The sequence below is a fragment of the Serratia sp. CY81684 genome (genome assembly GCF_052166595.1).
Classification (GTDB): domain Bacteria; phylum Pseudomonadota; class Gammaproteobacteria; order Enterobacterales; family Enterobacteriaceae; genus Serratia; species Serratia nematodiphila.
Genome location: NZ_JBJNOO010000001.1, coordinates 743,871 through 766,002 on the forward strand (window position 1 = coordinate 743,871; position 22,132 = coordinate 766,002).

Genomic DNA, 22,132 nt, shown 5'->3' on the forward strand with positions numbered 1-22,132 from the left:
GCCTCGCCGTGGCGATCAGTTACAGGCCACGACCTTGATCGCCAGCCCGCCCTGTGAGGTTTCGCGGTATTTGGCGTTCATGTCTTTGCCGGTTTCGTACATGGTTTCGATCACCTTATCCAGACAAACCCGCGGCTCGCTGGTGCGGCGCATCGCCATGCGCGCGGCATTGACTGCCTTGACGGCGGAAATGGCGTTGCGTTCGATGCAGGGCACCTGTACCTGGCCGGCGAGCGGATCGCAGGTCAGCCCCAAATGGTGCTCCATGGCGATCTCTGCCGCGATGCATACCTGCGCCGGGCTGCCGCCCAGCAGCTCGGTCAACCCGGCCGCCGCCATCGAACAGGCGACGCCCACTTCTCCCTGACAGCCCACTTCGGCGCCGGAGATCGAGGCGTTCATCTTGTACAGCGCGCCAATCACGCCGGACGCCAGGAAGTAGCGGGTGTAGGAATTGGCGTTCACCGGGCGGATGAACTTGTCGTAGTAAGCCAGTACCGCAGGGATGATGCCGCAGGCGCCGTTGGTCGGCGCGGTGACCACGCGGCCACCGGCGGCGTTCTCTTCGTTAACCGCCAGCGCGAACATGTTGATCCAATCGACCACGTTCATCGGGTCGATATTGTTCTTGTCGCCGGTCACCAGAATGCGGCGCAGCGCGGCGGCGCGGCGCGGCACTTTCATCGGGCCGGGCAGCAAACCTTCGGTGTTGATGCCGCGTTCGATACCGGCGCTCATCACCTGCCAGACGTCGGCGAAGTGCGCGTCGATATCCGCCTTGCTGCGCAGCGCCAGCTCGTTCTGCATCACCAGGCCGGACAACGACAGCCCGGTCTCTTTGCAATGCTGCTGCAGATCGTGCGCCGATTTGAACGGGTAGGGCACCGGCGTTGCGCCCTCGGCGGACTGGCCGAAGTGCTCTTCGTCGACGATGAAACCGCCGCCGATCGAGTAATAGGTTTTGCTGTGCAGCAAGCGTTCACCGGCGAAGGCACGGATGCGCATGCCGTTTTCGTGCAGCGGTAGGTTGTCGCTGTGGAAGTTCATGCCGCCGTGCAGCGGGAAATCCACCTCGTGATGGCCGTTGGCCAGCGGCAGGCGGCCGCGCTGTTCGACGTCGCGGATAAAGCCCGGAATGCTGTCGATGTCCACGTCGTGCGGCAGGTTGCCGGCCAGGCCCATGATGATGGCGATGTCGGTGTGGTGGCCTTTACCGGTCAACGACAGCGAACCGTACACGTCGACCACCACGCGGGTAGTGTCCTGCAGCTGCTGGTGGGCGATCAGATCGTCGACGAACTGTTTGCCGGCCTTCATCGGGCCAACGGTGTGGGAGCTGGATGGTCCGATGCCAATTTTGAAAATATCGAAAACGCTGACCATGGTCTCGCCTCCTTCTTCAGGTTTCAGGCGGTGAATACGGGAAATGGGGGCAGTGCGGGAGGGCCGGCGCGCAGCGGCGCCGGCCGGACGTGATTAGCCGAGCAGGCTGAACACGATAGCAGAGATGGCGATCAGACCCATCACAACCACAAACACGTTGCTGATGTGGCCGCTGTACTTGCGCATGGCAGGCACTTTACGGATGGCGTACATCGGCATCAGGAACAGCAGCATGGCGATGATTGGGCCACCCAGGGTTTCGATCATGCCCAGGATGCTCGGGTTCAGGGTGGCGACGATCCAGGTGGTCACCAGCATGAAGATAGCGGTCATGCGGTTCAGCTTGGCGGTGCTGACGGTTTTGCCGCGGCTCTTCATCGACTTGGCGACCAGGCCGTTGAAGCCTTCACGGGCGCCCAGGTAGTGGCCCAGGAACGATTTGGTGATGGCGACGAAGGCGATAACCGGCGCGATGTACTCGATCATTGGGTTGTTAAAGTGGTTAGCCAGGTAAGACAGAATCGAGATGTTCTGCGCCTTGGCTTCCGCCAGGTTTTCCGGCGTCAGGCTCAGCACGCAGCTGAACACGAAGAACATCACGGTCAGCACCATCATGATGTGTGCGTAAGCCAGAATGCGGGAGCATTTCTTCTCGGCGTCTGCGCCGTACTCTTCGCGTTTGGCGACGGCGAAGGCGGAGATGATCGGCGAGTGGTTGAAGGAGAACACCATCACCGGGATCGCCAGCCACAGGGTCATGATCAGGCCGTGACCCATGCCGGTACCGCTGCCGGACAGCGACACGTTTTCGAAGATGGCGCCGGTCCAGTTAGGGATCAGATACACCGCCAGCAGCATCAGCACTGCGACGAACGGGAAGACCAGGATACTCATGGTTTTCACGATGGCCTGCTCACCGAAGCGCACGATGGTCATCAGGCCGACGATCAGGATCAGCGACAGGATGGCGCGCGGCGGCGACGTCATGCCCAACTGGTGGGTAATGAAGCTGTCGACGGTGTTGGTGATCGCCACGCTGTAAACCAACAGAATCGGGTAGATGGCGAAGAAGTACAGCAGGGTAATCAGCTTACCGGCGGTGATGCCGAAGTGCTCCTCCACCACGGCGGTGATGTCTTCACCGGGATTTTTGCCGGACAGAACGAAACGGCACAGACCGCGGTGGGCAAAGAAGGTCATCGGGAAAGCGATGATGGCCATGATGATCAGAGGAATCAAACCGCCGATGCCGGCGTTGATGGGCAAGAACAGGACGCCTGCGCCGATGGCGGTGCCGTACAGGCCCAACATCCACATGGTATCCGTTTTACGCCAGGTACTGCTGGAGCCCGAGGCCGCAGAGGCAATTGTGCCGGTCTGTGTAGTGTCCATAAATATCTCCGAAGTGAACACGAATTTAAAATTAAAAGGCAAAACTTAAGGTTAAACCGTCAAACGTCCTATTCAGGCAACGCTTGCGGTAAGAATCAGGTGTTGCTTGCGGGGATGTTTTGGCGTCCCCCTGGTTGTTTATTGCGTTCATTACCAAGGCACAGCGCCGGGTAATTCACTAAAGACTTTTCACCGTCGCGGACGATAAAAGTCGTTACCGCTGCCGACAGGTCTTTGCCTGTCGATTTTTGTTGGCGGCAAGATAACGATTTACAGTAGAAACAACCGTGATCCTGCTCTCAAATGCGCAATATGTGCAGTTCTAGGCTTTTTTATCGATTTTTCGCGCATTTGTTGCACATTTGTGTAAGATTTTGTGCTGAGAACGCTCTCATGAAAGTTTCTGCGATTATGCGGCTTGTACAATAATTAGCCGGATAAAGCGCTGTGCTCAGCAGCAAGCCGAGCAATATATTTTATGCGTGGTTTTGGATCTAGCGAAAAACCCGGATTAAGCAGTTTTAGTGATGTAGATCACATTATGTTTTTAAGGCAAATAACGTTTATCTTTTTGTTTTTATTTTGTTTTTGTTGAAAAGCACCGCTAGTAACGAAGGGAAATTACTTACGTGGTTAGCGGATAAAAATGCGTAACCATTCATCATATAAATAACAGATACCTAACAGGTATTGGCGAGATTTGCTGCAATCGCGTAAACCGCCGTTTATTTAAACTTCCTGGCCTTTGGCTCGATTTATCATATAAAAGCCATAAATAGCCGTTAATTCACCCAACCGACCGCGTGGTTAGCCTGCGAAAAAATAATCACGCGGGTGAGCTGTTGCATTTTATTAACCTGATGTTGCGTGCGGATAAGCGAAAAACGCGAATTGATTGCGCATTATTTGTTCATTTTTCGGCGGGGAAAGAGGGATATCGAAGCGGTGCGCCGTCGGTTATGACGGCGCTGAAGGCGGACTAATAGCGGATAGCGATGGCGTTATCGTTGAAGAACGCCATGAAGTCGGCGTCCGGCTGGCGATCGGTGATCACCCGATCGAACTGCGTCAGCGGGCCGATGCAGGCCGGTTTGGTTTTGCCGAACTTGCTGTGGTCTGCCACCAGGATCTTTTGCTGCGCCATCGCCATGGCGCGATGCTTCATCTCCAGCTCGTCGAAGTTGAAGCAGGTGGCGCCGTGCTGCAGGCTGAGGCCGGCGGCGGAGATAAAGGCGATGTTCGGGCAGATGTGATCGAGCTCGTTACGGCCGCCGACGCTGGAAAAGATGTAGTTGTTCGGCTTGAACTCGCCGCCGCACAGCACCACCTTGCAGTTCGGTTTGTCCTGCAGCGCCAGGAAGGTGTTCAGCGAATGACACACGGCGGTGAAAGCCAGCTCGTCGGCGATGGCGTCGATGATCGCCGGCGTGGTGGTGCCGCAGTCGAAAAACACCGTGTCGTTTTCATTGATCAGCGGCGCCGCCAGCAGGCCGATGCGCCGTTTCTCCGTGACCTGTTTGGCTTTTTGATCGGAAACGAAGTAGTTGGTCACGCCGTTGCTGCGCGGATCGGTCACCACATAGCCGCCGAGTAACACCACGGCCGCCGGTTCGGCGCTCAGATCGCGGCGAATGGTCATCTCCGAGACCCCCAGCAGCACGGCGGCTTCTTTCAGGTGGATCTTGTCAGCGCGTTTTAACGCCTGAACTAACCGGTTGATACGTTCTTCGCGCCGCGTTTCCATAGATCCGTCTTCCCACAGGTAGTAGAGATAAAAGGCGAGCCGGCATTTCCGGCGCTAAACAGAACGATGCGGGGCAATATCGGGCCGCATCAACCGCCCGTATTGTCCCGCATCGGAGTGTATTGGCTATGCCCCTCAGGGCATACCGACGATCAGTAGCTGCCCGCTGCCGCCTGAGCGCCGGAGACGATGGCGACGCCGGAGCTGGTGCCGATACGCGTGGCGCCGGCGTTGATCATCTTCTCGGCGGTGGCGCGATCGCGCACGGCGCCGGAAGCTTTCACGCCCATTTCGCTGCCCACGGTCTCGCGCATCAGTTTGACGTGCTCTTCCCGAGCGCCGCCGGTGCTGAAGCCGGTGGAGGTTTTCACGAAGGCGACATCGAGTTCGCGACACATTTCACAAACCTGGACGATCTGCGCATCGCTGAGCAGGCAGGTTTCCAATATTACCTTCAACGGGATCGCCGCGCAAACCTCGCGCACGGCGGCGATGTCGGCTTTCACTTCGTCCAGCAGGCCGCTCTTCAGCCAGCCGACGTTGATCACCATGTCGATCTCTTGCGCGCCGGCGGCGATCGCCGCTTTGGCTTCAAAGGCTTTGGCGACGGTCAGGCCGGCGCCCAGCGGGAAACCGATCACCGAGCAGACTTTCACCGTGCTTTCCTGCAGCAGCTGGGCCGCCAGCGGCACGTAGCCGGAGTTGACGCATACCGCATAGAAGTTGTGCTGCTGCGCTTCTTCGCACAGTTTGGCGATCTGCATTTCGGTGGCGTCCATGGCCAGCAGGGTGTGGTCAACATAGCTGGCGTAATCGATGTTTTCGGTGGTCATCGCGGTTCCTTAGTGAAGTTGAGAAAAGAGCATGGATAGGTAATGTGAAAATAATAACATTTCAATGTCGATAAACCTAGCGGGATTTGAAAAATGTCGACGAGATCATAGTTACTTCACTGTTATATGTATAACTTGGGGGAGGTTTGTTTGTTATTTAAATAACATTTTCAGTGGCCGCTCGCGGCCTGCGCGGGCGAAACGTCGAGGGAAAAAAGATGAAGATCAACATCGACCTGGCTCCTGAAGCTTTCGGGACGTATCGGCAGGAACTGTTCCGCAACGCGGATTTCGCGGTGAGCGCGCATCGCTGCGCAGAACGCGGGCCGATGCTGACGCTGGCAAACTGCCGTGGCGCGCTGACGGTTTTGCCGTATCAGGGCCTCGCGATCTGGGACGCCGAGTTTGACGGACATTCGCTGAAATCGGGCCGCCGCAGCGTGCGGGGCGCCGGAAGAAAGCGCGCTGACGACGCCGCGTTCTGTCCCGCCTGGCCGAGTCACGACGGCGCGCCGCTCCAGATGCAACGCGTGTGGCTGCAGCTGGCGGGCGATGAGCTGACGTTGCACGGTGAAGGCGAGCGGTTGGGCGGGCGTTGGCGCATCGGCCCGGCGCTGCGTCTGGCGGCCCAGAGCGCGCAGTTCGCTATAGAGATGAAGGTTACCAACCTGGCCGATCGGCCGCAGCCGCTGCGCTATGTGTGCCGCCTCAACTACGATTGCATTCCCGACGCGGTGTTCCGCCAGAACCTGCCGACGCCGGCGCTGTTGGGAGAGGCGCTCGGGCAGGAACTGCTGTGCTCCGACGATCTGACGCGCTACGTGGATCAGGCCGAGTTCTTTATGCTGGCGCCGCAAGGCCGCCGCTATGTGACGCGTTTTGCCACCGGGCAATTCAACTATGGCCTGCGGCGCATCGCTGTCCAGGGCAACAGGCGGCTGCTTGCTTTTATCCAGCCGGCAAACTGTCGGCCGAACGCGCCGGAAGGGGAGGCGGGAGTGATGCTGGGAGCGGGAAAAACGCGGGCATTTTGCGTGACCACCGGCGTGGTGTGAAAGCAGGGGCGGTAACGCCCCTGTCATGTTATGCGGTTATTCTTTCACCCAGCCGCGGCGAATGGCGAAGGCAAACAGGAAGCGATACAGGCGCGACAGCCTGTCGGCGATGACATCGCCGAACAGATTCCATACCAGCTGAGCGAACAGGCAGCCGACCAGGCCGAGCAGGAAACCGCCGACCATATCCAACGGCCAGTGCACGCCGAGGTAAACGCGTGACCAGGCGATGCCGACGGCGACAATCATCAGCAGCGCGCCGGACCAGACCCGGTGCCAGAACAGGAACGCCAGCGCAAAGGTAAAGATGGCGGTGCCGTGATCGCTGGGGAACGAACTGTCCGGCACGTGCGCCAGGAAGGTATAACCCACGCCGGCGACGAACGGGCGCTCATGCGGCAGCAGCGCGCCGATAGCGGAGGCGGCAAGCATGGCGAACAGCAGCGCGATCGTGGTTTTCGCCACCACTTCGCGCTGCGAAACCAGCTGGCTGCGCGGCCCCCACAGCCACAGGCCGACGATCAGCAGCGGCACGATAATGATAAGATCGCGCGCCAGAAAGGTGGCGAAATCGATCATCCATTCGGGAGATGCCGGGGTCGCATTGATCCAGGCGAAAAGAACATGGTTTAACTGCTCCATAACCGTTACCTCATCTTGCGGCGCCAATAGCCGCTAACTATCCAATAAATTGCCAACTGGCTTAACCAAACCCACCAACCTGCCCACAGGTTATGGGTAAGAAAATGTGCGCCGCGCATGATCTGACCAAAGCCCATCAACATGCCGAGCGCAATACCGCCGCACCAGCAGCACCAGGCCAGGCGCGGGCGCTGCGGATAAAACAGGAAAAACAACGCCATGACCGCGAAACCGCTCGAGGCGTGCCCGCCGGGGAAACAGCGACCGGGGCCCGGCAGCGCCGGTACCGCGCCGAACAACGGGAAGGACATCGCCTTGCCACCGTACTCGATCAGATCCCACGGACAGGAGTGCGCGCTGGTGGCCTTGAGAATGCCCACCACCAGCGGGCCGATGCCGAGAAGCAGCATGCTGACAATCAGGCGCGCGCTGCGGCGATAGATGCCCCAAAACAGCGTCAGCACCGCGCCCACGATCACTATCTGCTTCAACAGACGGTGATTGATCAGATCCAGCCAGTAATTGTTTTGCCACGGGAAATGCCCGCTGGCGGCATCGTACCAATAGTTGCTGATCGCCCAGTCCAGCTGTTCGTTGCGGGAGAGCCACAGGAACACCAAACCGCTGATCAGCAGGCCAAAAACTTGCCAACGGTAAAAGGATGTCGGCAGGGAGTAAAGGGCGGTTGTCTTAATTTGCTGTGCCGTTGAGGATTGATTTAATGACGATTCTGGATTCACGCGCAGGCTCGGTGACAGTATTGAATAGCGCCACTGTAATAATTCTGTCTTAAGAAAACCTTAGTCCGCCGGCAAGAAAACCCTATCCGACGCTACCGCCTTCGGCTAAGGTAATCGTTTGCTTTTTTTCGGAATGAGAGTGTGGTGATGAAGAATAAAGCGCGTGTCTTACTGTTGGCGGCCGCCGGTGCGGTCTTTTCTCCGCTGAGCTTTGGCCAACCTGCGGCCACTGGGCCGATCGTGGTGCAGGGCGCAATGCCGGTGGAAGCGGAACGTTTCGCCCAGCGGCTGGAGAACCCGCGTGAGGAGCAGATCGGCGGCTGGCGCTTTTGGCACGGCACCGTAGACGGCTACCCGGTGGTGGTGTCGGAGACTCTGAAGGGCATGTCCAATGCGGCGGCGGCCACGGCGATCGCCGCCACGCAGTTCCATCCGGTGGCGATCATCAACCAGGGCACTGCCGGCGGTCACGATCCGGCCCTTAAGGTGTATGACATCGTGCTGGGCAAATATTCGGTCAATCTTGGGGCGTTCAAAACGCCGGTCAAGGCGTTGGGGGAAGGCAGCGACTCGCGGCAGTGGCAGCCGATGGATCTGTTGGCTTCCAAGGGCAGCGCCGGTGAGGACCAAAAGGCGCACAGCCTGCGTCAGTTTCCCGCCGACCCCAAACTGCTGGCGATTGCGCAAAGCGTTAAGAGCGATTACCGACAGGGCAAAGTAGTGGATGGGGTGATCGGTTCGGCCGACGTGTGGAACAGCGAGCTGGATCGCATTCGCTATTTCCACGACAGCTACCGGACGTCGGTCGAAGAGATGGAGACCGCCTCCGCTGCGCAGATTGCCGCCGAGTTCAAGGTGCCGTTCGTCGGCATTCGCGTGTTGTCCAACAACATCACCAATCAGGGCAAATACGATCCGCAAACCGGGCTGGCGTGCCAGGATTACGTCTATCAGGTGGTGAAGGCCTATATCGCCCAACTGAAGACACACTGAGCCATTGCTCCAGATAATCGACGATACCAGGCGATTGTCACTATTTATCGCCTATTGTAAAGAAGATTAAACCTGTGGCGAGCTTGGCGGTAGTGTATTAGTTTATAGGCGGATTATTTAACAAAAAGTGTAGGGATAAACATGAACAAGGCATCCGTTGTATTTTCCGGCCTGCTGATGGCCGTTTCCGCCAGCGCCATGGCGGCTACCTCTGGCGATGACGCGGATATCAGCAAACAGCCGCTGGAAAAGGTCGCGCCTTACCCGAAAGCCGAGAAGGGCATGAACCGCCAGGTGATCTACCTGCCGAAGCAAGAGCACGAAGAGAACTATAAGGTAGAGCTGCTGATCGGCAAGACGCTGGAAGTGGACTGCAACCGCCATATGATTGGCGGCACCCTGGAGACCAAAACGTTGTCTGGCTGGGGCTACGACTACCTGGTGCTGGAGAAGCTGTCCGAACCTGCCTCGACCATGATGGCTTGCCCGGATAACACCAAGACCAAGAAATTCATCGCCGCCAACCTGGGCGACGCCGCGATGCAGCGTTACAACAGCCGCCTGCCGATCGTGGTGTATGCGCCGAAAGACGCGGAAGTGAAATACCGCATCTGGAAAGCGGAAGATACCGTAAGCCAGGCTGAGCAGAAATAACCGCCGCCTGACGCCGCTCCGCTAACCATCCCCGGTTGGCGGAGCCTTTCTCCTTCCTGTCTCCTTATCATTCCCGCATCGTTGACACTCGACTGATTGCTTTCGGACGTGGCTTTTAGCCGCGACCTGACAACGAAATACGCAAGTGAATACCTCTTCACAAGGGCGCTGGAAGCACGCCGCTGCACGGATGGGAGAGGATGCGTGCGTATAGAAATAGAGCAAAGAAATCTTTACTGAATTGTGATAATTTTGCCCATACCCTATTCCGGAGTGACACAGAAGATAAGGATATCCAATGCGTTATCGTTCGCTAACGCTCGACGAGCACCGTAACAACTGCACACCTGCCGAGTTGCGCAATGAGGGGGCGCCGGTGCCGGCTACGGAACCCTGCGAGTGGGCAGGCACCGTATGAAACTGATTCATTTCTCCTCTGAACACACGGCGCCGGAAAGCTTTTGCCGGATACTCAACCCGACAGCAGCGCGGCATGAGCTGGAACGGCATTATCTGTTCGGCGGCGCGGCTGGCATATCGATAAGCAGCCGGTATCCGATCACCCGCAATACTCAATCCGGTATTGGCGTCACCGGTTATCGTGAGGACGCGGCGGTGAAGCGCAGCGTGCTGGATGATATCAACCGGGGCGGCTTGCTGGCGATTGATGAGGGAATGGGCGCCTGGACGCCGACGAAATATGCCTTTTACGTCGATGCGGAAGGCCGGTTACAGCGCTATCCAGGCAGCTCTCTTCCCGCCTTTTATCCTACCGGGCGCGTGATAGCCCGCTATGAAGAAATGGTCAGCCGCTATGGCCACCGGGCAAAACCGACGGTCCTGCCGGCGAGGCAGAATACGACCCGCAATCCCCCTCTGCAACAAGCCATCGCGACCGCAGTGGCAACCGTTGCCGCCACGGTGCAGGCTATCCGTCCGATGACCAAGGCAGAACGCTGGCAAGAACGCCAGTATCTGATAGGGCGAGGCAACCGCAGCATTTATCCGGATGCGCGCATGGCGGCACAGCGCCTGGCGGAGAACAACGTTGCCGTCGAAAAGGCGAAACTGGCTGAGAATGTTTACAAGACCGCCGATTCACTAGGCGAACTACCAGGGGTACCAGAGGGCTGGAAAGATATCAGTAATAACGAACGAGCTTTAAATAGGCTTGGTCTGGACAGTAAAATGCTTTATGACAAACCAATGAATCCTGATTTTTTAGCCCGTGTTTATCAGCCAGACGAGAGTATCTTTGGTAAAGCGATGAGTCCGACGGTAGTGTTCCGCGGATCGCGTGCGCCCGAGTTTCCGGAGGGAATAAGCAAGGCTGCCCAGAAAGCGTTATTGAACGGCGATTTGTCAGGAATTAAAAACCTGAGCGATTGGACAAATAATGGTGCTCAGGGAATAGGGCTTAATTCTGAATACTACAAAAAAGCGGTCAATATCGGTAAAGCAATTAAAGGCGATGTTGGGATATCTGGCCATTCGCTGGGCGGGGGCATGGCGTCTGCGGCTTCTATGGCCAGCGGCAAACCGGCTTGGACGTTTAATGCTGCAGGCCTGAATGCGGGAACCGTAGAAAAATACGGCGGTTCGATAATAGGCAGCGCCGATAATATTCAGGCATATCGCGTAAAAGGGGAACTGTTGACCAAGCTGCAGGAGGTTGATTTGTGGGAGGATGCCAAAGACCTCAAATTTTATCCGCCTGCGGTGATGGCGAAAGAACGGCTGTCCATGTTGGCGCCTGACGCAGTGGGAGTAAAGCACACGCTTCCCGGTGGAACAGGCTCACTGCTGGACAAGCATGGTATAGACCAGGCGATACAGTGCATTGAAAATGAAAAAGACGATGACATTGCCACAATCAAGGGAAGAATATGAAAAAAATCATACTCATTATCACGATGGTAGTGTCTACGCTCATCATGCAGGGGTGCAAACGAGGTATGGATTTACAACCACAGGATTATTTTGACGGTCAGCAATTGGTCATTGCCAAAGCCATTTATGATGGTGATAGGCCACAGTTGGATAAACTGTTGCCATCAGTAAACAAAGAGATCTTAAATCGTCCAGCTAAGGAGGAAATGACCTTATTGTTCTGGGCAATAAACAATGCTATCTATGACAAAACCACACCTGAAAGGTTGAAAATTATCACTGATTTGGTAAAGGCTGGCGCAGATCCTTTACAGCCTCAACCCAACACGCCAGGTAGCCCAGCTGAATTTGTTATGAAAGCGGACAAAGGCGTCTGGATACAGGCTATGTTGGAAGGTGGCCTTTCTCCAAACGCTAGAGATAGGGTTCATAATCAACCTATCATATTTGAAAGTTTTGAAGCGAAGAATACCGAAACATTAAAGGTACTTATTGCCTACAAAGCTGATGTTAATATCAAAGGGGCTATGAACAGAACGCCATTAATTAATGCGTTGTATAATAGTTGCCCAGAACACATTGAGGTTCTTTTGGCTCATGGAGCTAACCCATTAGCCAAAGATGATTTTAATGATAGCTTCCTTTCTTTGATTTCTGCGGAGATAGATAAAGGGGATAAGAGCAATGCGTATATAAAAAAGCTAATTAAAATTAAAGAAAAAATAAAACAGGTGAATTAGTTCGCCTCGGCTCTCATGGGGGACAATGCTGGTCTTCTCCCGGTGCAGTAACATGACGTGATGGCATACAGGAAGATGATGGGATGAGCCACCAAAGAGCACCCAGCCGACAGCGACGAGAGAGCTGTTGTTAAGTGTCGTTTGTGACGCCATCTCTTTGAACAGTGGCGAACCCACAAGCAGCGTTTCTATGTTGAAACCTGCACATTGATGGGGATGCTGGCGTAAGCGACACCCCGAGGCAGGATGCTTTATGTCTGACGACGAGGCAGCGACAGCAGGTATGTGGGCTGTTTCAGGCAACAAAAAACCCGATTTTCTCATGACAATAATAAAATCAATAAGTTATATGTTTATCAAGAGGTTGATATAGTGATAAGGGGGGGTGAAGGGTGGTGAGTGCCAACCTGTGCCGCCATTTTGTCGCCACTTGGCATGGTTGCCAGCGGGTTGAATTGCAATGCAGTTTCGAGGTGTTCCGGGGCAAGGTGCGCATAACGCATTGTCATCTTAATGTCGTGGTGGCCGAGGATACGTTGTAACACAAGAATGTTACCTCCCGACATCATAAAGTGTGCCGCAAAGGTATGGCGTAGCACATGAGTTAGTTGGCCTTTGGGCAATTGAATGCTGGTGTTTTCGAGCGCGGCCATAAAGCGAAAATAGCATTCGCTGAATAAGCGATCATCGCCCCGCGTTATCAACTTCTTGTACAGCGCTTTACTGATCGGAACGCTGCGGTTCTTTTTACCTTTGGTACGGATGAAGGTGATCTTATGCGGTGTTATCTGTGACCGGGTAAGGTTTTCCGCTTCTCGCCACCGTGCGCCGGTGCTAAGACATACCTCTACCACAAGCGGCAGATCAGAATCACCTCTGCTGCATGCTGTTAACAGCTCTGTAATTTGTGCGTGGGTAAGCCACGCCATTTCCTTTTCTGCGACAGTGAACTTGCGCATGTTCTCTAGCGGATTGGGTTGGTTCCATTCGCCAAGCCGGACAAGCTCGCTGAACATACCGCTTAGGTAGCTTTGTTCAAGATTTACGGTGACTGGTTCTGCGCCGTTCTTCCACTTCTCGGAAAAGTAGACTTCACCGGACAGACGCTTATCACGGTAGTGCGCGAAGTCTTTTGCTGTAAAGGTAGTAGCAGGAGGATCGCCCAGTGCTTCAATCACAAGGCATAGTTTCTTGTAGGTATTTTCACCAGCTGTGAGGGATTGACCGTGCAGGTTGTACCAAAGTTTGGCGATCTCGCTCAACTTACGGCGATCTATTGCTTCGCCTAACCACGGCTTGTTATCCACCTGTTCCATGGTAAAGCGCTCAAAGGCGATAGCTTCACCTTTAGTTGCAAACTGCTTACGCACCCTACGACCGCTGCGGCCAGCGGGATAGCACTCACATAACCACTTACCGGATGATTGTTTACGAACTGCCACTATGACCCCCCCTCATAAAAATGAGGTGCATTTAACTGTATAAAAATACAGTGGTCAATGTTTGTTATAGCTATCTTAAACATTCCCAACCAGTAGATGGGGTGGCGCTATAAAGCTATTTATATCTTTTCACATTTAATCAATATCTTAGCTATGAACTTTAGTTCGTCAATAGCGCAATCAAACGAGTGTTTTTTATCAGAGATATTGACCTTGTTTCCGGGGATGCGAACCAGTTCACGGATGCTTATATTGTCGTCAATATCAATAAGCCACGTACCATCATAAATTTCTGTAAAACCGTGCGAAGCGATGTACTGAGTGTCACCATCAATAATCAAGACTGGCTTTGTGATGTCTGCGGGAAGAAAGGATTTATCTAATAGCAAAGTCTCGCCATCTTGCAGCTTTCTGTCTGTGAGTTCTTTGCTGGGAACTGCAACAGCATTTGGGGCTGTGACAACAGCTTGATCAAACATTTCACCATGACCATATGTTAACCAGCGTACAGATGCTCCCGTATCTAAGGCGCATTTCAAAACGTACTCCGCAGGAAAAGCATTACGGTTTTGTCTGTTCGCAAGGGCGCTAGCTGTGATGCCTAGGGCTTCACATAATGCCAGCTTAGTCTTGACTCCGTAGGCCATTACCATCCGTTCGATCGCAGACTTTGCATCTTGATTGAATTCCATAAAATCCCATTTTGCCAATATTTGTTTTGACATTGTCATTTTGTGGCATTAAATTCACTTCCAATTTGGAAGTTAGCAGCCTTATCACTGCTTACCACCCTTTACCACGACCCACCACAGGTCAACGGAGGATCTTGCACTATGCGTCCGAGTATTTCAATTGCGGTTCCTACGCCGCACGTAACAGTAGAAAAGTACTGTGAACTCACTGGGTTATCTAAAGAAACTGTATCTGACATGCTTGATGATGGGCGTTTGTCATCCTACCGTCACCGTCTGTCTAAGGATGGAAAACGTGAAAAAGTACTCATCAATATGGTGAAGCTAACACTAGATGCACTCTCGAAATGTGAATTTTCGGTTTCGGTTTGAGATACTGCCACCATCAAAAGGGGAGAGGAATGTTTGATTACGAGGTTTCAAAACATCCACATTTTGATATGGCCTGCCGCCAGTTCTCTGTGCGTCATAACTTGGTTACGCTTGGCGATAGCATTGGTATGAGGCCGCAGGTATTACGCAACAAACTGAACCCGGAGCAGCCGCACCAGCTCACTTGTGCGGAGTTATTGGCGCTTACTGATGCTACTGAAGACGCTGGCTTGCTCGATGCCTTGCTGGCACAAATCAACTGCATGCCGTCTGTACCGGTCAACGAAGCCAGCACCGGGAACATCTCTGCCTACGCGCTGCACGCTACTGCCGCAATCGGCAACGTTGCCGCCGCCGCCGTGCAGGGCGACCACAAAACGCCGGTACGCAAAAGCGCACTGCTTGAAAGCGTCAACACGGCGATCCGCCATTTGTCGCTGATCGGCTTGACCGTTCAGAACCGCATCCAATCCACCCCGGCTCTGGCCTCCACCGTTGACGTGATCAGCGGGCTGAGCGCTGTTGCTGGTTTAAGCTGAGGTGATCACCGTGGTTATTTCTATCGCTCCGCTGCTGAAACAACAAAGCCCATCGCGGCATTTTGAACACGGTTTTATTGAACTGCCGGGCGGCAAGCGCTGGCGCCCACGTCACGATCAGGCGGCCTTACTGCGTGGCCTGTCAACGGCTAAGCCTGTTTCACCGCTGCGCCGTTTGTTTTGCCGTTGATTGAGGCTGTCATGTTGTTGGCTACTGAAACACAAAAAGCGATCGGCATTAAGCGCATTTCACAGATTAAGCGTGAGCTGTTCCCTCATAAGCAGAATCAGGCGCAAGAGGCTTTTGATAAGTCGCCGGAACATATCCGCAGAACTGTTTGTTTTCATGCCGGGCTGAAAGAGCGGCATATAAAAATGAAGTTTGCAGAAATGAGTTATTCAGAGCGTAAACAAATCGTGTGGGCGCTGAATGACCTGATTGATTTATCAAAAACCTTACCGCGATTTATCAGTGATGATGATTGCGAATTAAACGTTAATTAACCGCATTGCGTAATTCTGGCGTTAACCCGCCGGGCATCGCTTTGTCTGAAATAAGGATTAAATATGTCGAATGTGATTTTTATGGGTTTAGACCCGGCAAAGCAAGGTAGCGATATTTCACAGGTGGCTGTGTTGCTTGACCACGCCCGCCTTGATGAGCGTAAGAATCAAGCCGATCTCGCCGCTGCTCGTCTGGTGCGTTTGGCTGCACATATCTCTAAGAACGGTTTAACGGCTATTGAAGCTGTTGAGCTGCTCCGCCAAGAGGCTGAAGCCATCGAGCATCAAGCACAGGAGCTGCACTAATGGCCGACTTGATGGACTACGAACAGGAGCGGCAGGCGCTGGTATTGGAGGCGCAGATTATCAATGCCCGTAAATCCTCTGCGCTGCCTTCTGCCTTTGTTTGCGAAGAATGTGACGCTCCGATTCCTGCCGCGCGCCGCGCAGCCGTTCCCGGCGTTGATACCTGCGTAAGCTGTCAGCAGATCCGCGAGACGCAAAGTCACCTTTACGCGGGGAAGGCATGACGGAGTTCTCTATTTTGTTCGGCCTGCTGGCGTTGCTGGCAGGTCATTTTATTGCGGCTGATTTGAGCGATTCAGAATTTGCACGCAGACCAGAAAACCAAAATTACGATTAAGGAAATAACATGGAAATTAAAATCGGCTCTGAGTTTGTTATCACCAGCGATAACCTGCAATTCATTCTTAATACGGTGAAGGTAGGGAAAACAGGAAAAAGCGAAGGTCAAGAGCGTTACGAGGCTATCGGCTATTACCCAACGATTAACCAGCTTGTGAACGGCCTTATTCATCACAGCGTCCGTAATTCCAGTGTTAATAGCATTGCATCATTGGGCGCGGAAATAGGTCGCATTGGCAACCTGTGCCAAGAGGCTTTTGCGGTATGTGAGGCTCGCAATGCAAATTGATAAGCGTTGCTTAGAAGATGGCACCATTAATCTGGTGTCTGTTTCTGGTGGTAAAGATAGCCTTGCTCAGTGGTTATTAGCTCGTGAGGCTGGCGCTGAAGTTCTGGTGGTATTCGCTGATACTGGTCACGAACACCCGCAAACTATGGAATATCTGGATTATCTCGAAAGCAAGTTAGGGCCGATTCGCCGTGTTAAGGCCGATTTCTCTGATCGCATAAAGGGCAAGAGAGAATTCATAGCTGAGCGTTGGCCTGTGACGCTGGTAACTGAGTGCGGGTATACTGAGGCACAAGCCGCCACAATTATCGAACTGGCGCTAAAAACACTTCACCCAACCGGTATTCCATTTCTTGACCTCTGCATGTGGAAAGGGCGCTTCCCTTCCACTAAAGCTCGCTTTTGCACTTTCGAGTTAAAGCATAACCCTATACGTGATCAGATTGTCGTTCCACTACTGGACGAATACGACGAAGTTATTAGTTGGCAAGGTGTTCGTGCAGAAGAATCTTCTGCGCGTGCTGCATTACCTGTTTGGGAAGCGGATGCGGACAATACCCGTGGCCTGAACATTTACCGCCCGATTCTTGAATGGAAACACGCTGATGTTTTTGCTATGGCGAAACGGCATGGCATCAAACCAAATCCATTGTACGAACAAGGGTGTAGCCGGGTTGGGTGTATGCCGTGTATTCACGCTCGTAAATCTGAGCTGGCCGAGATATTCAGCCGCTGGCCGGAGGAAGTTGCCCGTGTAGCGGAATGGGAAAAACTGGTGGCCGCATGTTCGCGCCGTGGCAATTCAACGTTCTTTCCATCGACGCAAGATCCTGCAAAGGCAGAACGCCGGATTGCATGCATTACAGTGGAGTCTCACGGAATTGAAACCTACCGCGATTGGGCTATGACTACACGCGGTGGCCGCCAGTTTGACCTTGTGGCCGCGATGAATGATCGCACAGCCTGCAGCAGTATTTACGCCGGTGTATGCGAGTGAATCAAACACTAACCGCCTACGTTTACCCATGGAACGAACCGCGCCCGGCAGTTGCCGGGCCGGTGAGACCGCTTACCCGTGAGGAACTCGCTCAGGGGCAAGCTGTTTTAACCAATATCCGCCGCCTGCCGCGCTTCCTCAGCGCCATGTTCCTGACGCGTTACACCAACTTGCTCAAGAGCAAAGGGCTGCACGACGCCAACAAATGGCTGGTATTCCAGTTCGATCGCCGCATCTGGCCGCGCCTGCAAACGGTGAGCGCCAAGAACGCGATGAACCTCGCCGCGTCAATGCGGTTTTCTGCTGAAGTCGATAACTACGCAGCTCTGCCCGGCATGGATGACAAAGAGTTACGCCGCCTTGCCGACCGGGTGGTCGGTCAACTTCTGCAGAATTACGAAGATTACTGCGATGAGTTTGTGGCGGAGAACGGCGGCGACAATACCGGGCTTTTCGAAGATGCCACCCAATCAGAATTTTATGGCCGCATTGCCGGTATGGCGCGCGCCTTCAACATCACCCCGATGCACTGGCGCAAATACCGCAAAGGCAAGCTGGATGCCCGGTCAGCTATTGCCAGTCTGTCACGGTTGGTTAATTCCGAGTGGTGGGAGCACCAGTTGAAAGCCCAGCGCACGCAATGGCGCGAGGCGTTGTTGATCGCCGTTGGCAATGTGAACCGTGGGGCGTCGTCCTACGCCAGTCGGCAGGCAATCCGCGATGTGAAAGCGCGCCGACAGTCCAATTTTGATTATCTGAACAGCCGCGAGCTTGAGAACGTCGAAACCGGCGAACGCTTCAGCCTCATCGACAAGGTGATGGCAAGCATCTCTAACCCGGAAATCCGTCGCAAGGAGTTAATGACGATGATTGCCGGTGTTGAGCAGGCCGCCGCTATCCGTGGCGATAAAGGGATGTTTATCACCCTCACCACCCCATCCAAATATCACCCGACGCGCGCCGTCGGCAAGAACAGTCCGAAAGTGCACTTTAATCACAAATGGGATGAAGAGGCGTACACGCCAAAAGACGGCCAGCGCTATCTTGTGAAGCTGTTTAGCAAGATCCGCACGGCGTTTAAAGATGCGGGCCTGCAGGTCTACGGCGTGCGCGTTGTCGAACCGCACCATGATGCGACACCGCACTGGCATATGATGCTGTTTACCTCCAAAGAACAGCGCCAGCAGGTGATCGACATCATGCGCCGTTATGCCATGGCTGAAGATGGCGACGAGCGCGGCGCAGCTAAAAACCGCTTTGACTGTAAGCACCTGAACAAAGGCGGTGCGGCGGGCTATATCGCTAAATATATTGCAAAAAACATCGACGGCTACGCGCTGGACGGTGAGCGCGATCATGAAACCGGCGAGCTGTTGACTGATACGGCCGCTGCCGTCACCGCGTGGGCGTCAACGTGGCGTATCCCTCAATTCCACTTTATCGGCCTGCCGTCGCGCGGCGCATGGCGCGAGTGCCGCAAGATCCGCTCTGTCAGTCTGGCCGATGAGTTTGACGAAACCGTTGAGGCTGTGCGCGCTGCTGCTGATGCAGGTGATTTTGCCGCTTATATTCTGGCGCAGGGTGGCCCTAACGTTGCCCGCGACGATCAGACCGTGCGTGTAGCTCGCCGGGTTGCCGACGAACGCAACGCCTATGACGAAGAAGTGCAGAAAATCGCGGGGGTTTTTGCCCCGCATATCGGCGCCGATCGCGTTTATGAAACCCGCACCACGCAATGGCGCATCGTCGCTAAAGCCGTTGCCGTTGAGCCTTTGACTTTGAAAAGCGCCTCCGGCGCGCCTCGGAGTCCTGTCAATAACTGTGGGTTGGTCGGCAGCGGTGGCGCCGAAAATGCGCAGGATGGGGTGCCTGTAGAGGCCGTGGCGGTGATGGAACATGCACCGGAAACCCAGATTGACTGGGATGACATGACCGTTGCACGGTCTGTTATGACGCGTTTACGGGCAAATGCCCCGCAGATAAACAGGCAGCAAAGAGGAATTGACCCATATAAGCGTATAGAGCCTGCTGCATCGGCCAGATTGACCACTGCCGAGCGCGATCGCGTATCCAAAATTTACTCAGAGCTGGCACTACACGGCATCGAGCCGACGCGCTGGGAACTTGAGGCACTGGCGCGCGGCGCTAAAGTCAAATTTGGTGATATTTCAATGCACTATCCGGTGGTTAGCGATTGGGCGGGCTTCCAATAATTTCTTGCGCAATTAAATCTGATAGGCATATACTGTATATGCATACAGTAATTAAGCATCGGAGGGAAAGGGTGCAAGCAGTGGATGAAGTGGTTGTTTTAGAAAGAATTGAACTCATCGCCCGTCTGGGGGTTTGTTATGAGAGCCAAGCGAAAGACAAAGACATTGCACTGATATGGATTTCAGAACTGGCGGGTGAGATGAAAACCAGCATTGCCCCTGAAAAAGCAGAAGTGATCAGGCAGCTTGCCGCGATCTCTTAATCCATAGGTGACGTATGAGACGAGATTTAAACTTAGCCGGGGCGTTTATGGAGGCACTGAACTTCAACGAGAACGGTAAGGGCCGCCGCATAAAGACCGTTGATTTCATTCACGCCGCAAACCGGCTCGGCACACACCTAACGCCTGAAGAGGCGAATTACTACATCAAGCACCAGTCCGGCCACGTTTTCAGGCAGATTGACGAGGGGCGTTATCAGCACAATACATACCTTTATCTGGGCTAAAAATTGTATTAGCTCAAACTTGAGCTGGCATTGTCACAGCACAGAGCTTAACCCAACAGGGCAGCTCTGTGCCAAAAGCGGACATTCCTAATTTCCTGTCAAATTATAAGTGCTGTAACTATATCAAGTTTGTATCTATATGCACGTATTGCTTGTTAGATGGAGTAACCTGTATTTGTTGCTTCAGTAAATTTAAGCTATACCTATAATGTATTGTAAATTGTGGAAAAAGAATGTAGTGTTATATATATTAAACTCAAATCGTAAAAAGGTCAGTGCTTAATTTCAGATATTTCCGCTGAATAAGTGTTAGCCAAAAAATAAGAGATCGATTATGGAAGAAACTTGGGCGTCCGGTTCATTAGAGTTGTTAAGGCATGCTGATTCGCACATTAAGCTAGAGACCGCTTTTGATAGCAGAATTGCTTTCATTAGCATTGATAACTCAGTTGAGATTTCCATCAGAACTTTTTTATCTCTTCCAGGAAAAATATCTGGCCTGAAAATTACACGAAAAGAAATTGACGAGGCTGGTAATAGTTTTCCAAAAATGGTTGATCTTCTTTTTAACAAAGCTCGTCCAAAACTGGCTGGTTTAGATGATGGTGATATCGAGCATTATCATCGTATCAGAAATCAGCTATATCATGATGGAACTGGCTTAGGCGTTGATCGCCGATACTTGGATGCTTATCGGCAAATAGCCGCCGTTCTACTAAATAATTTATTTGGTGTGAAAGCTGATCCCAAAAGCACAGAGGCCACGCTAGAAAACCTTATATTATTATTCAACGAAGTGGAGACATTAGTTCGAAAAAAATTCGAGAGTGCTGGTGTAGACGTTGGCCATACGTTCAAATGGGAAATGGCAATGCATAAGGGGGTGTTGGAAATGAAAGATATCGAGCAGCTTGTCGAATTACGCATGATTAGAAACTCCCAAGTACATTCTACAGCGGAGAATATCGATAAAAAGCGTATAGAATTGGGTGTCGAAATAGCTGAAAAGTTAATAAAAAAGCTAAATAAATATTGCGCCGGACAAGCCGGAGAATATGGCATTGGTTCGTAAGGAGACTCGGTGGAAGAAGGAATTATTAAAATAATCTGCCTAGCTACTTGGCTAGACCCAAAGATAGTTGTACCTGCTATAGGTGTGGTTCTCGCGTCCGTAATAGTTCCTATCTTGTTGCATTATTTAAAAGCAAGAAGAGAACGAGAGTATAAAATCCTAGAAATAAGGACGCAGGTATATACCGAGTACTTCAAGAAATATGAAGAAGCGGCTGCTAACGTTGGCGTTGATTATGAGGAATTTTCGAAGGTGACATTGCGTAATGCGTTCCGTAACCTGCTTGAATCAGAGAGTTCTCCTGATGCAATAATTAAATTCCAAGATGAAGTAAGTAAGTTTCCGTATCAGATCCAGGATTCTCATAGAAAGGCCACTGAAGAGACTACATCACTAAAAATACTTGGATCCGATAACCTATTTAAATTGACCTCTCAATTTGAACTGCTTAATCAAGAAATTCTAGAAATGTCTTCTGTGTGGATAGGTGAGATGCAGCATGCACTTACGACTCCAGACTTCGAGGCGCCAATTGCGAAGAAAATGAAAGAAAAGGGACAAAAGGCCAAGAGCCTCAAAGATGAAATCATTAATCAAATGCGTTCAGAGCTGAAGTTGGGCAAATGAACTAACAATCGCAAGCACAACGGCGGATTTTAACATTGCGGCTGCACCTCCATTATGAAGCCGCACCTGCTGCCAGCGTTAGTATCCGCTTACGCTCAGAGCGGACTGTCAGATTTGATTGTGCGCTGCTAGGGAATGTTGCCAGCTCAAGTCTAAGCTAATACAG

The 22,132-nt window shown here is 53.0% G+C and carries 26 protein-coding genes; 18 read left to right on the plus strand and 8 right to left on the minus strand.

Annotated features, from left to right (window positions below; translation table 11 throughout):
* Positions 1-15 precede the first annotated feature (15 nt).
* The 4 genes from ACJ8QF_RS03640 to deoC all read right to left on the minus strand — a co-directional run bounded on the left by ACJ8QF_RS03640 (position 16) and on the right by deoC (position 5,352).
* On the minus strand, positions 16-1,383 hold the full coding sequence (locus ACJ8QF_RS03640) for an L-serine ammonia-lyase (RefSeq protein ID WP_004938700.1): 1,368 nt from the start codon (positions 1,381-1,383) through the stop codon (positions 16-18).
* A 93-nt stretch (positions 1,384-1,476) separates the two neighbouring features.
* Positions 1,477-2,775 (minus strand): HAAAP family serine/threonine permease, encoded by a 1,299-nt coding sequence (locus ACJ8QF_RS03645; RefSeq protein WP_004938697.1) that lies wholly within the window; start codon positions 2,773-2,775, stop codon positions 1,477-1,479.
* A gap of 979 nt (positions 2,776-3,754) precedes the next feature.
* On the minus strand, positions 3,755-4,519 hold the full coding sequence (gene deoR, locus ACJ8QF_RS03650; RefSeq protein ID WP_004938695.1) for a DNA-binding transcriptional repressor DeoR: 765 nt from the start codon (positions 4,517-4,519) through the stop codon (positions 3,755-3,757).
* 152 nt (positions 4,520-4,671) lie between these two features.
* On the minus strand, positions 4,672-5,352 hold the full coding sequence (gene deoC, locus ACJ8QF_RS03655) for a deoxyribose-phosphate aldolase (RefSeq protein ID WP_004938693.1): 681 nt from the start codon (positions 5,350-5,352) through the stop codon (positions 4,672-4,674).
* 218 nt (positions 5,353-5,570) lie between these two features.
* On the opposite strand from deoC, the gene ACJ8QF_RS03660 reads away from it, so the two are divergent.
* The gene (locus tag ACJ8QF_RS03660; RefSeq protein WP_015377284.1) at positions 5,571-6,407 is read left to right on the plus strand and encodes a hypothetical protein; all 837 of its coding nucleotides are present in this window, start codon (positions 5,571-5,573) and stop codon (positions 6,405-6,407) included.
* A 36-nt stretch (positions 6,408-6,443) separates the two neighbouring features.
* On the opposite strand, the gene ybjG is transcribed toward ACJ8QF_RS03660, so the two are convergent.
* Together ybjG and ACJ8QF_RS03670 are read right to left on the minus strand one after the other, a co-directional pair.
* Positions 6,444-7,049: an undecaprenyl-diphosphate phosphatase gene (gene ybjG, locus ACJ8QF_RS03665; protein ID WP_004938690.1), complete on the minus strand. Its 606-nt coding sequence runs from the start codon at positions 7,047-7,049 to the stop codon at positions 6,444-6,446.
* A 5-nt stretch (positions 7,050-7,054) separates the two neighbouring features.
* Positions 7,055-7,789 (minus strand): phosphatase PAP2 family protein, encoded by a 735-nt coding sequence (locus ACJ8QF_RS03670; protein WP_033633475.1) that lies wholly within the window; start codon positions 7,787-7,789, stop codon positions 7,055-7,057.
* 147 nt (positions 7,790-7,936) lie between these two features.
* Between ACJ8QF_RS03670 and ACJ8QF_RS03675 the strand changes: the two genes are divergently transcribed.
* The 4 genes from ACJ8QF_RS03675 (at position 7,937) to ACJ8QF_RS03690 (ending at position 12,066) form a co-directional block, all read left to right on the plus strand.
* Positions 7,937-8,782, plus strand: coding sequence for a 5'-methylthioadenosine/S-adenosylhomocysteine nucleosidase (locus ACJ8QF_RS03675; RefSeq protein WP_049187436.1), 846 nt, complete (start codon positions 7,937-7,939; stop codon positions 8,780-8,782).
* A 141-nt stretch (positions 8,783-8,923) separates the two neighbouring features.
* Positions 8,924-9,436: a serine protease inhibitor ecotin gene (eco, locus tag ACJ8QF_RS03680; RefSeq protein WP_004938683.1), complete on the plus strand. Its 513-nt coding sequence runs from the start codon at positions 8,924-8,926 to the stop codon at positions 9,434-9,436.
* Between the two features lie 414 nt (positions 9,437-9,850).
* Positions 9,851-11,326, plus strand: a complete 1,476-nt coding sequence (locus ACJ8QF_RS03685; RefSeq protein WP_154870659.1) for a phospholipase — start codon at positions 9,851-9,853, stop codon at positions 11,324-11,326.
* The gene (locus ACJ8QF_RS03690; protein WP_154870660.1) at positions 11,323-12,066 is read left to right on the plus strand and encodes an ankyrin repeat domain-containing protein; all 744 of its coding nucleotides are present in this window, start codon (positions 11,323-11,325) and stop codon (positions 12,064-12,066) included. The genes ACJ8QF_RS03685 and ACJ8QF_RS03690 overlap by 4 nt, the downstream gene beginning before the upstream one ends.
* A 356-nt stretch (positions 12,067-12,422) precedes the next feature.
* Here the strand turns inward: ACJ8QF_RS03690 and ACJ8QF_RS03695 are convergent, their stop codons facing one another.
* Together ACJ8QF_RS03695 and ACJ8QF_RS03700 are read right to left on the minus strand one after the other, a co-directional pair.
* A complete protein-coding gene (locus tag ACJ8QF_RS03695; protein WP_442537269.1) occupies positions 12,423-13,508 on the minus strand; it encodes a phage integrase in 1,086 nt (361 codons plus the stop codon).
* 119 nt (positions 13,509-13,627) lie between these two features.
* Positions 13,628-14,200 (minus strand): phage repressor protein CI, encoded by a 573-nt coding sequence (locus ACJ8QF_RS03700; protein ID WP_442537270.1) that lies wholly within the window; start codon positions 14,198-14,200, stop codon positions 13,628-13,630.
* Positions 14,201-14,341: 141 nt separating this feature from the next.
* On the opposite strand from ACJ8QF_RS03700, the gene ACJ8QF_RS03705 reads away from it, so the two are divergent.
* The 13 genes from ACJ8QF_RS03705 (at position 14,342) to ACJ8QF_RS03765 (ending at position 21,966) form a co-directional block, all read left to right on the plus strand.
* Complete coding sequence (locus ACJ8QF_RS03705; protein ID WP_413714359.1) at positions 14,342-14,572, plus strand: regulator; 231 nt, start codon at positions 14,342-14,344, stop codon at positions 14,570-14,572.
* A gap of 29 nt (positions 14,573-14,601) precedes the next feature.
* Positions 14,602-15,111: a phage regulatory CII family protein gene (locus ACJ8QF_RS03710; protein ID WP_055312640.1), complete on the plus strand. Its 510-nt coding sequence runs from the start codon at positions 14,602-14,604 to the stop codon at positions 15,109-15,111.
* A 10-nt stretch (positions 15,112-15,121) separates the two neighbouring features.
* Positions 15,122-15,301 (plus strand): phage filamentation protein Fil family protein, encoded by a 180-nt coding sequence (locus ACJ8QF_RS03715; RefSeq protein WP_048322123.1) that lies wholly within the window; start codon positions 15,122-15,124, stop codon positions 15,299-15,301.
* 11 nt (positions 15,302-15,312) lie between these two features.
* Positions 15,313-15,615, plus strand: coding sequence for a hypothetical protein (locus ACJ8QF_RS03720; RefSeq protein WP_043148063.1), 303 nt, complete (start codon positions 15,313-15,315; stop codon positions 15,613-15,615).
* Between the two features lie 63 nt (positions 15,616-15,678).
* On the plus strand, positions 15,679-15,921 hold the full coding sequence (locus ACJ8QF_RS03725) for a DUF2732 family protein (RefSeq protein ID WP_023447523.1): 243 nt from the start codon (positions 15,679-15,681) through the stop codon (positions 15,919-15,921).
* Positions 15,921-16,145, plus strand: coding sequence for a TraR/DksA C4-type zinc finger protein (locus tag ACJ8QF_RS03730; protein ID WP_015379132.1), 225 nt, complete (start codon positions 15,921-15,923; stop codon positions 16,143-16,145). The genes ACJ8QF_RS03725 and ACJ8QF_RS03730 overlap by 1 nt, the downstream gene beginning before the upstream one ends.
* Before the next feature lie 122 nt (positions 16,146-16,267).
* Positions 16,268-16,549: a DUF5405 family protein gene (locus ACJ8QF_RS03735; protein WP_089185059.1), complete on the plus strand. Its 282-nt coding sequence runs from the start codon at positions 16,268-16,270 to the stop codon at positions 16,547-16,549.
* Entirely contained in the window at positions 16,539-17,546 is a 1,008-nt protein-coding gene (locus ACJ8QF_RS03740; RefSeq protein ID WP_442537271.1) for a phosphoadenosine phosphosulfate reductase domain-containing protein, read from the plus strand. Before ACJ8QF_RS03735 ends, ACJ8QF_RS03740 begins: the two co-directional genes overlap by 11 nt.
* Entirely contained in the window at positions 17,543-19,759 is a 2,217-nt protein-coding gene (locus tag ACJ8QF_RS03745) for a replication endonuclease (RefSeq protein WP_442537272.1), read from the plus strand. The genes ACJ8QF_RS03740 and ACJ8QF_RS03745 overlap by 4 nt, the downstream gene beginning before the upstream one ends.
* Before the next feature lie 80 nt (positions 19,760-19,839).
* Positions 19,840-20,022 carry a hypothetical protein gene (locus ACJ8QF_RS03750; protein WP_102780101.1) on the plus strand — a complete coding sequence of 61 codons (183 nt, stop codon included), beginning with the start codon at positions 19,840-19,842 and terminating at the stop codon, positions 20,020-20,022.
* 47 nt (positions 20,023-20,069) lie between these two features.
* On the plus strand, positions 20,070-20,267 hold the full coding sequence (locus tag ACJ8QF_RS03755; RefSeq protein WP_442537273.1) for a hypothetical protein: 198 nt from the start codon (positions 20,070-20,072) through the stop codon (positions 20,265-20,267).
* 334 nt (positions 20,268-20,601) lie between these two features.
* Positions 20,602-21,339, plus strand: coding sequence for a hypothetical protein (locus ACJ8QF_RS03760; protein WP_442537274.1), 738 nt, complete (start codon positions 20,602-20,604; stop codon positions 21,337-21,339).
* Between the two features lie 9 nt (positions 21,340-21,348).
* On the plus strand, positions 21,349-21,966 hold the full coding sequence (locus ACJ8QF_RS03765) for a hypothetical protein (RefSeq protein WP_442537275.1): 618 nt from the start codon (positions 21,349-21,351) through the stop codon (positions 21,964-21,966).
* The last annotated feature ends 166 nt before the right edge of the window (positions 21,967-22,132 follow it).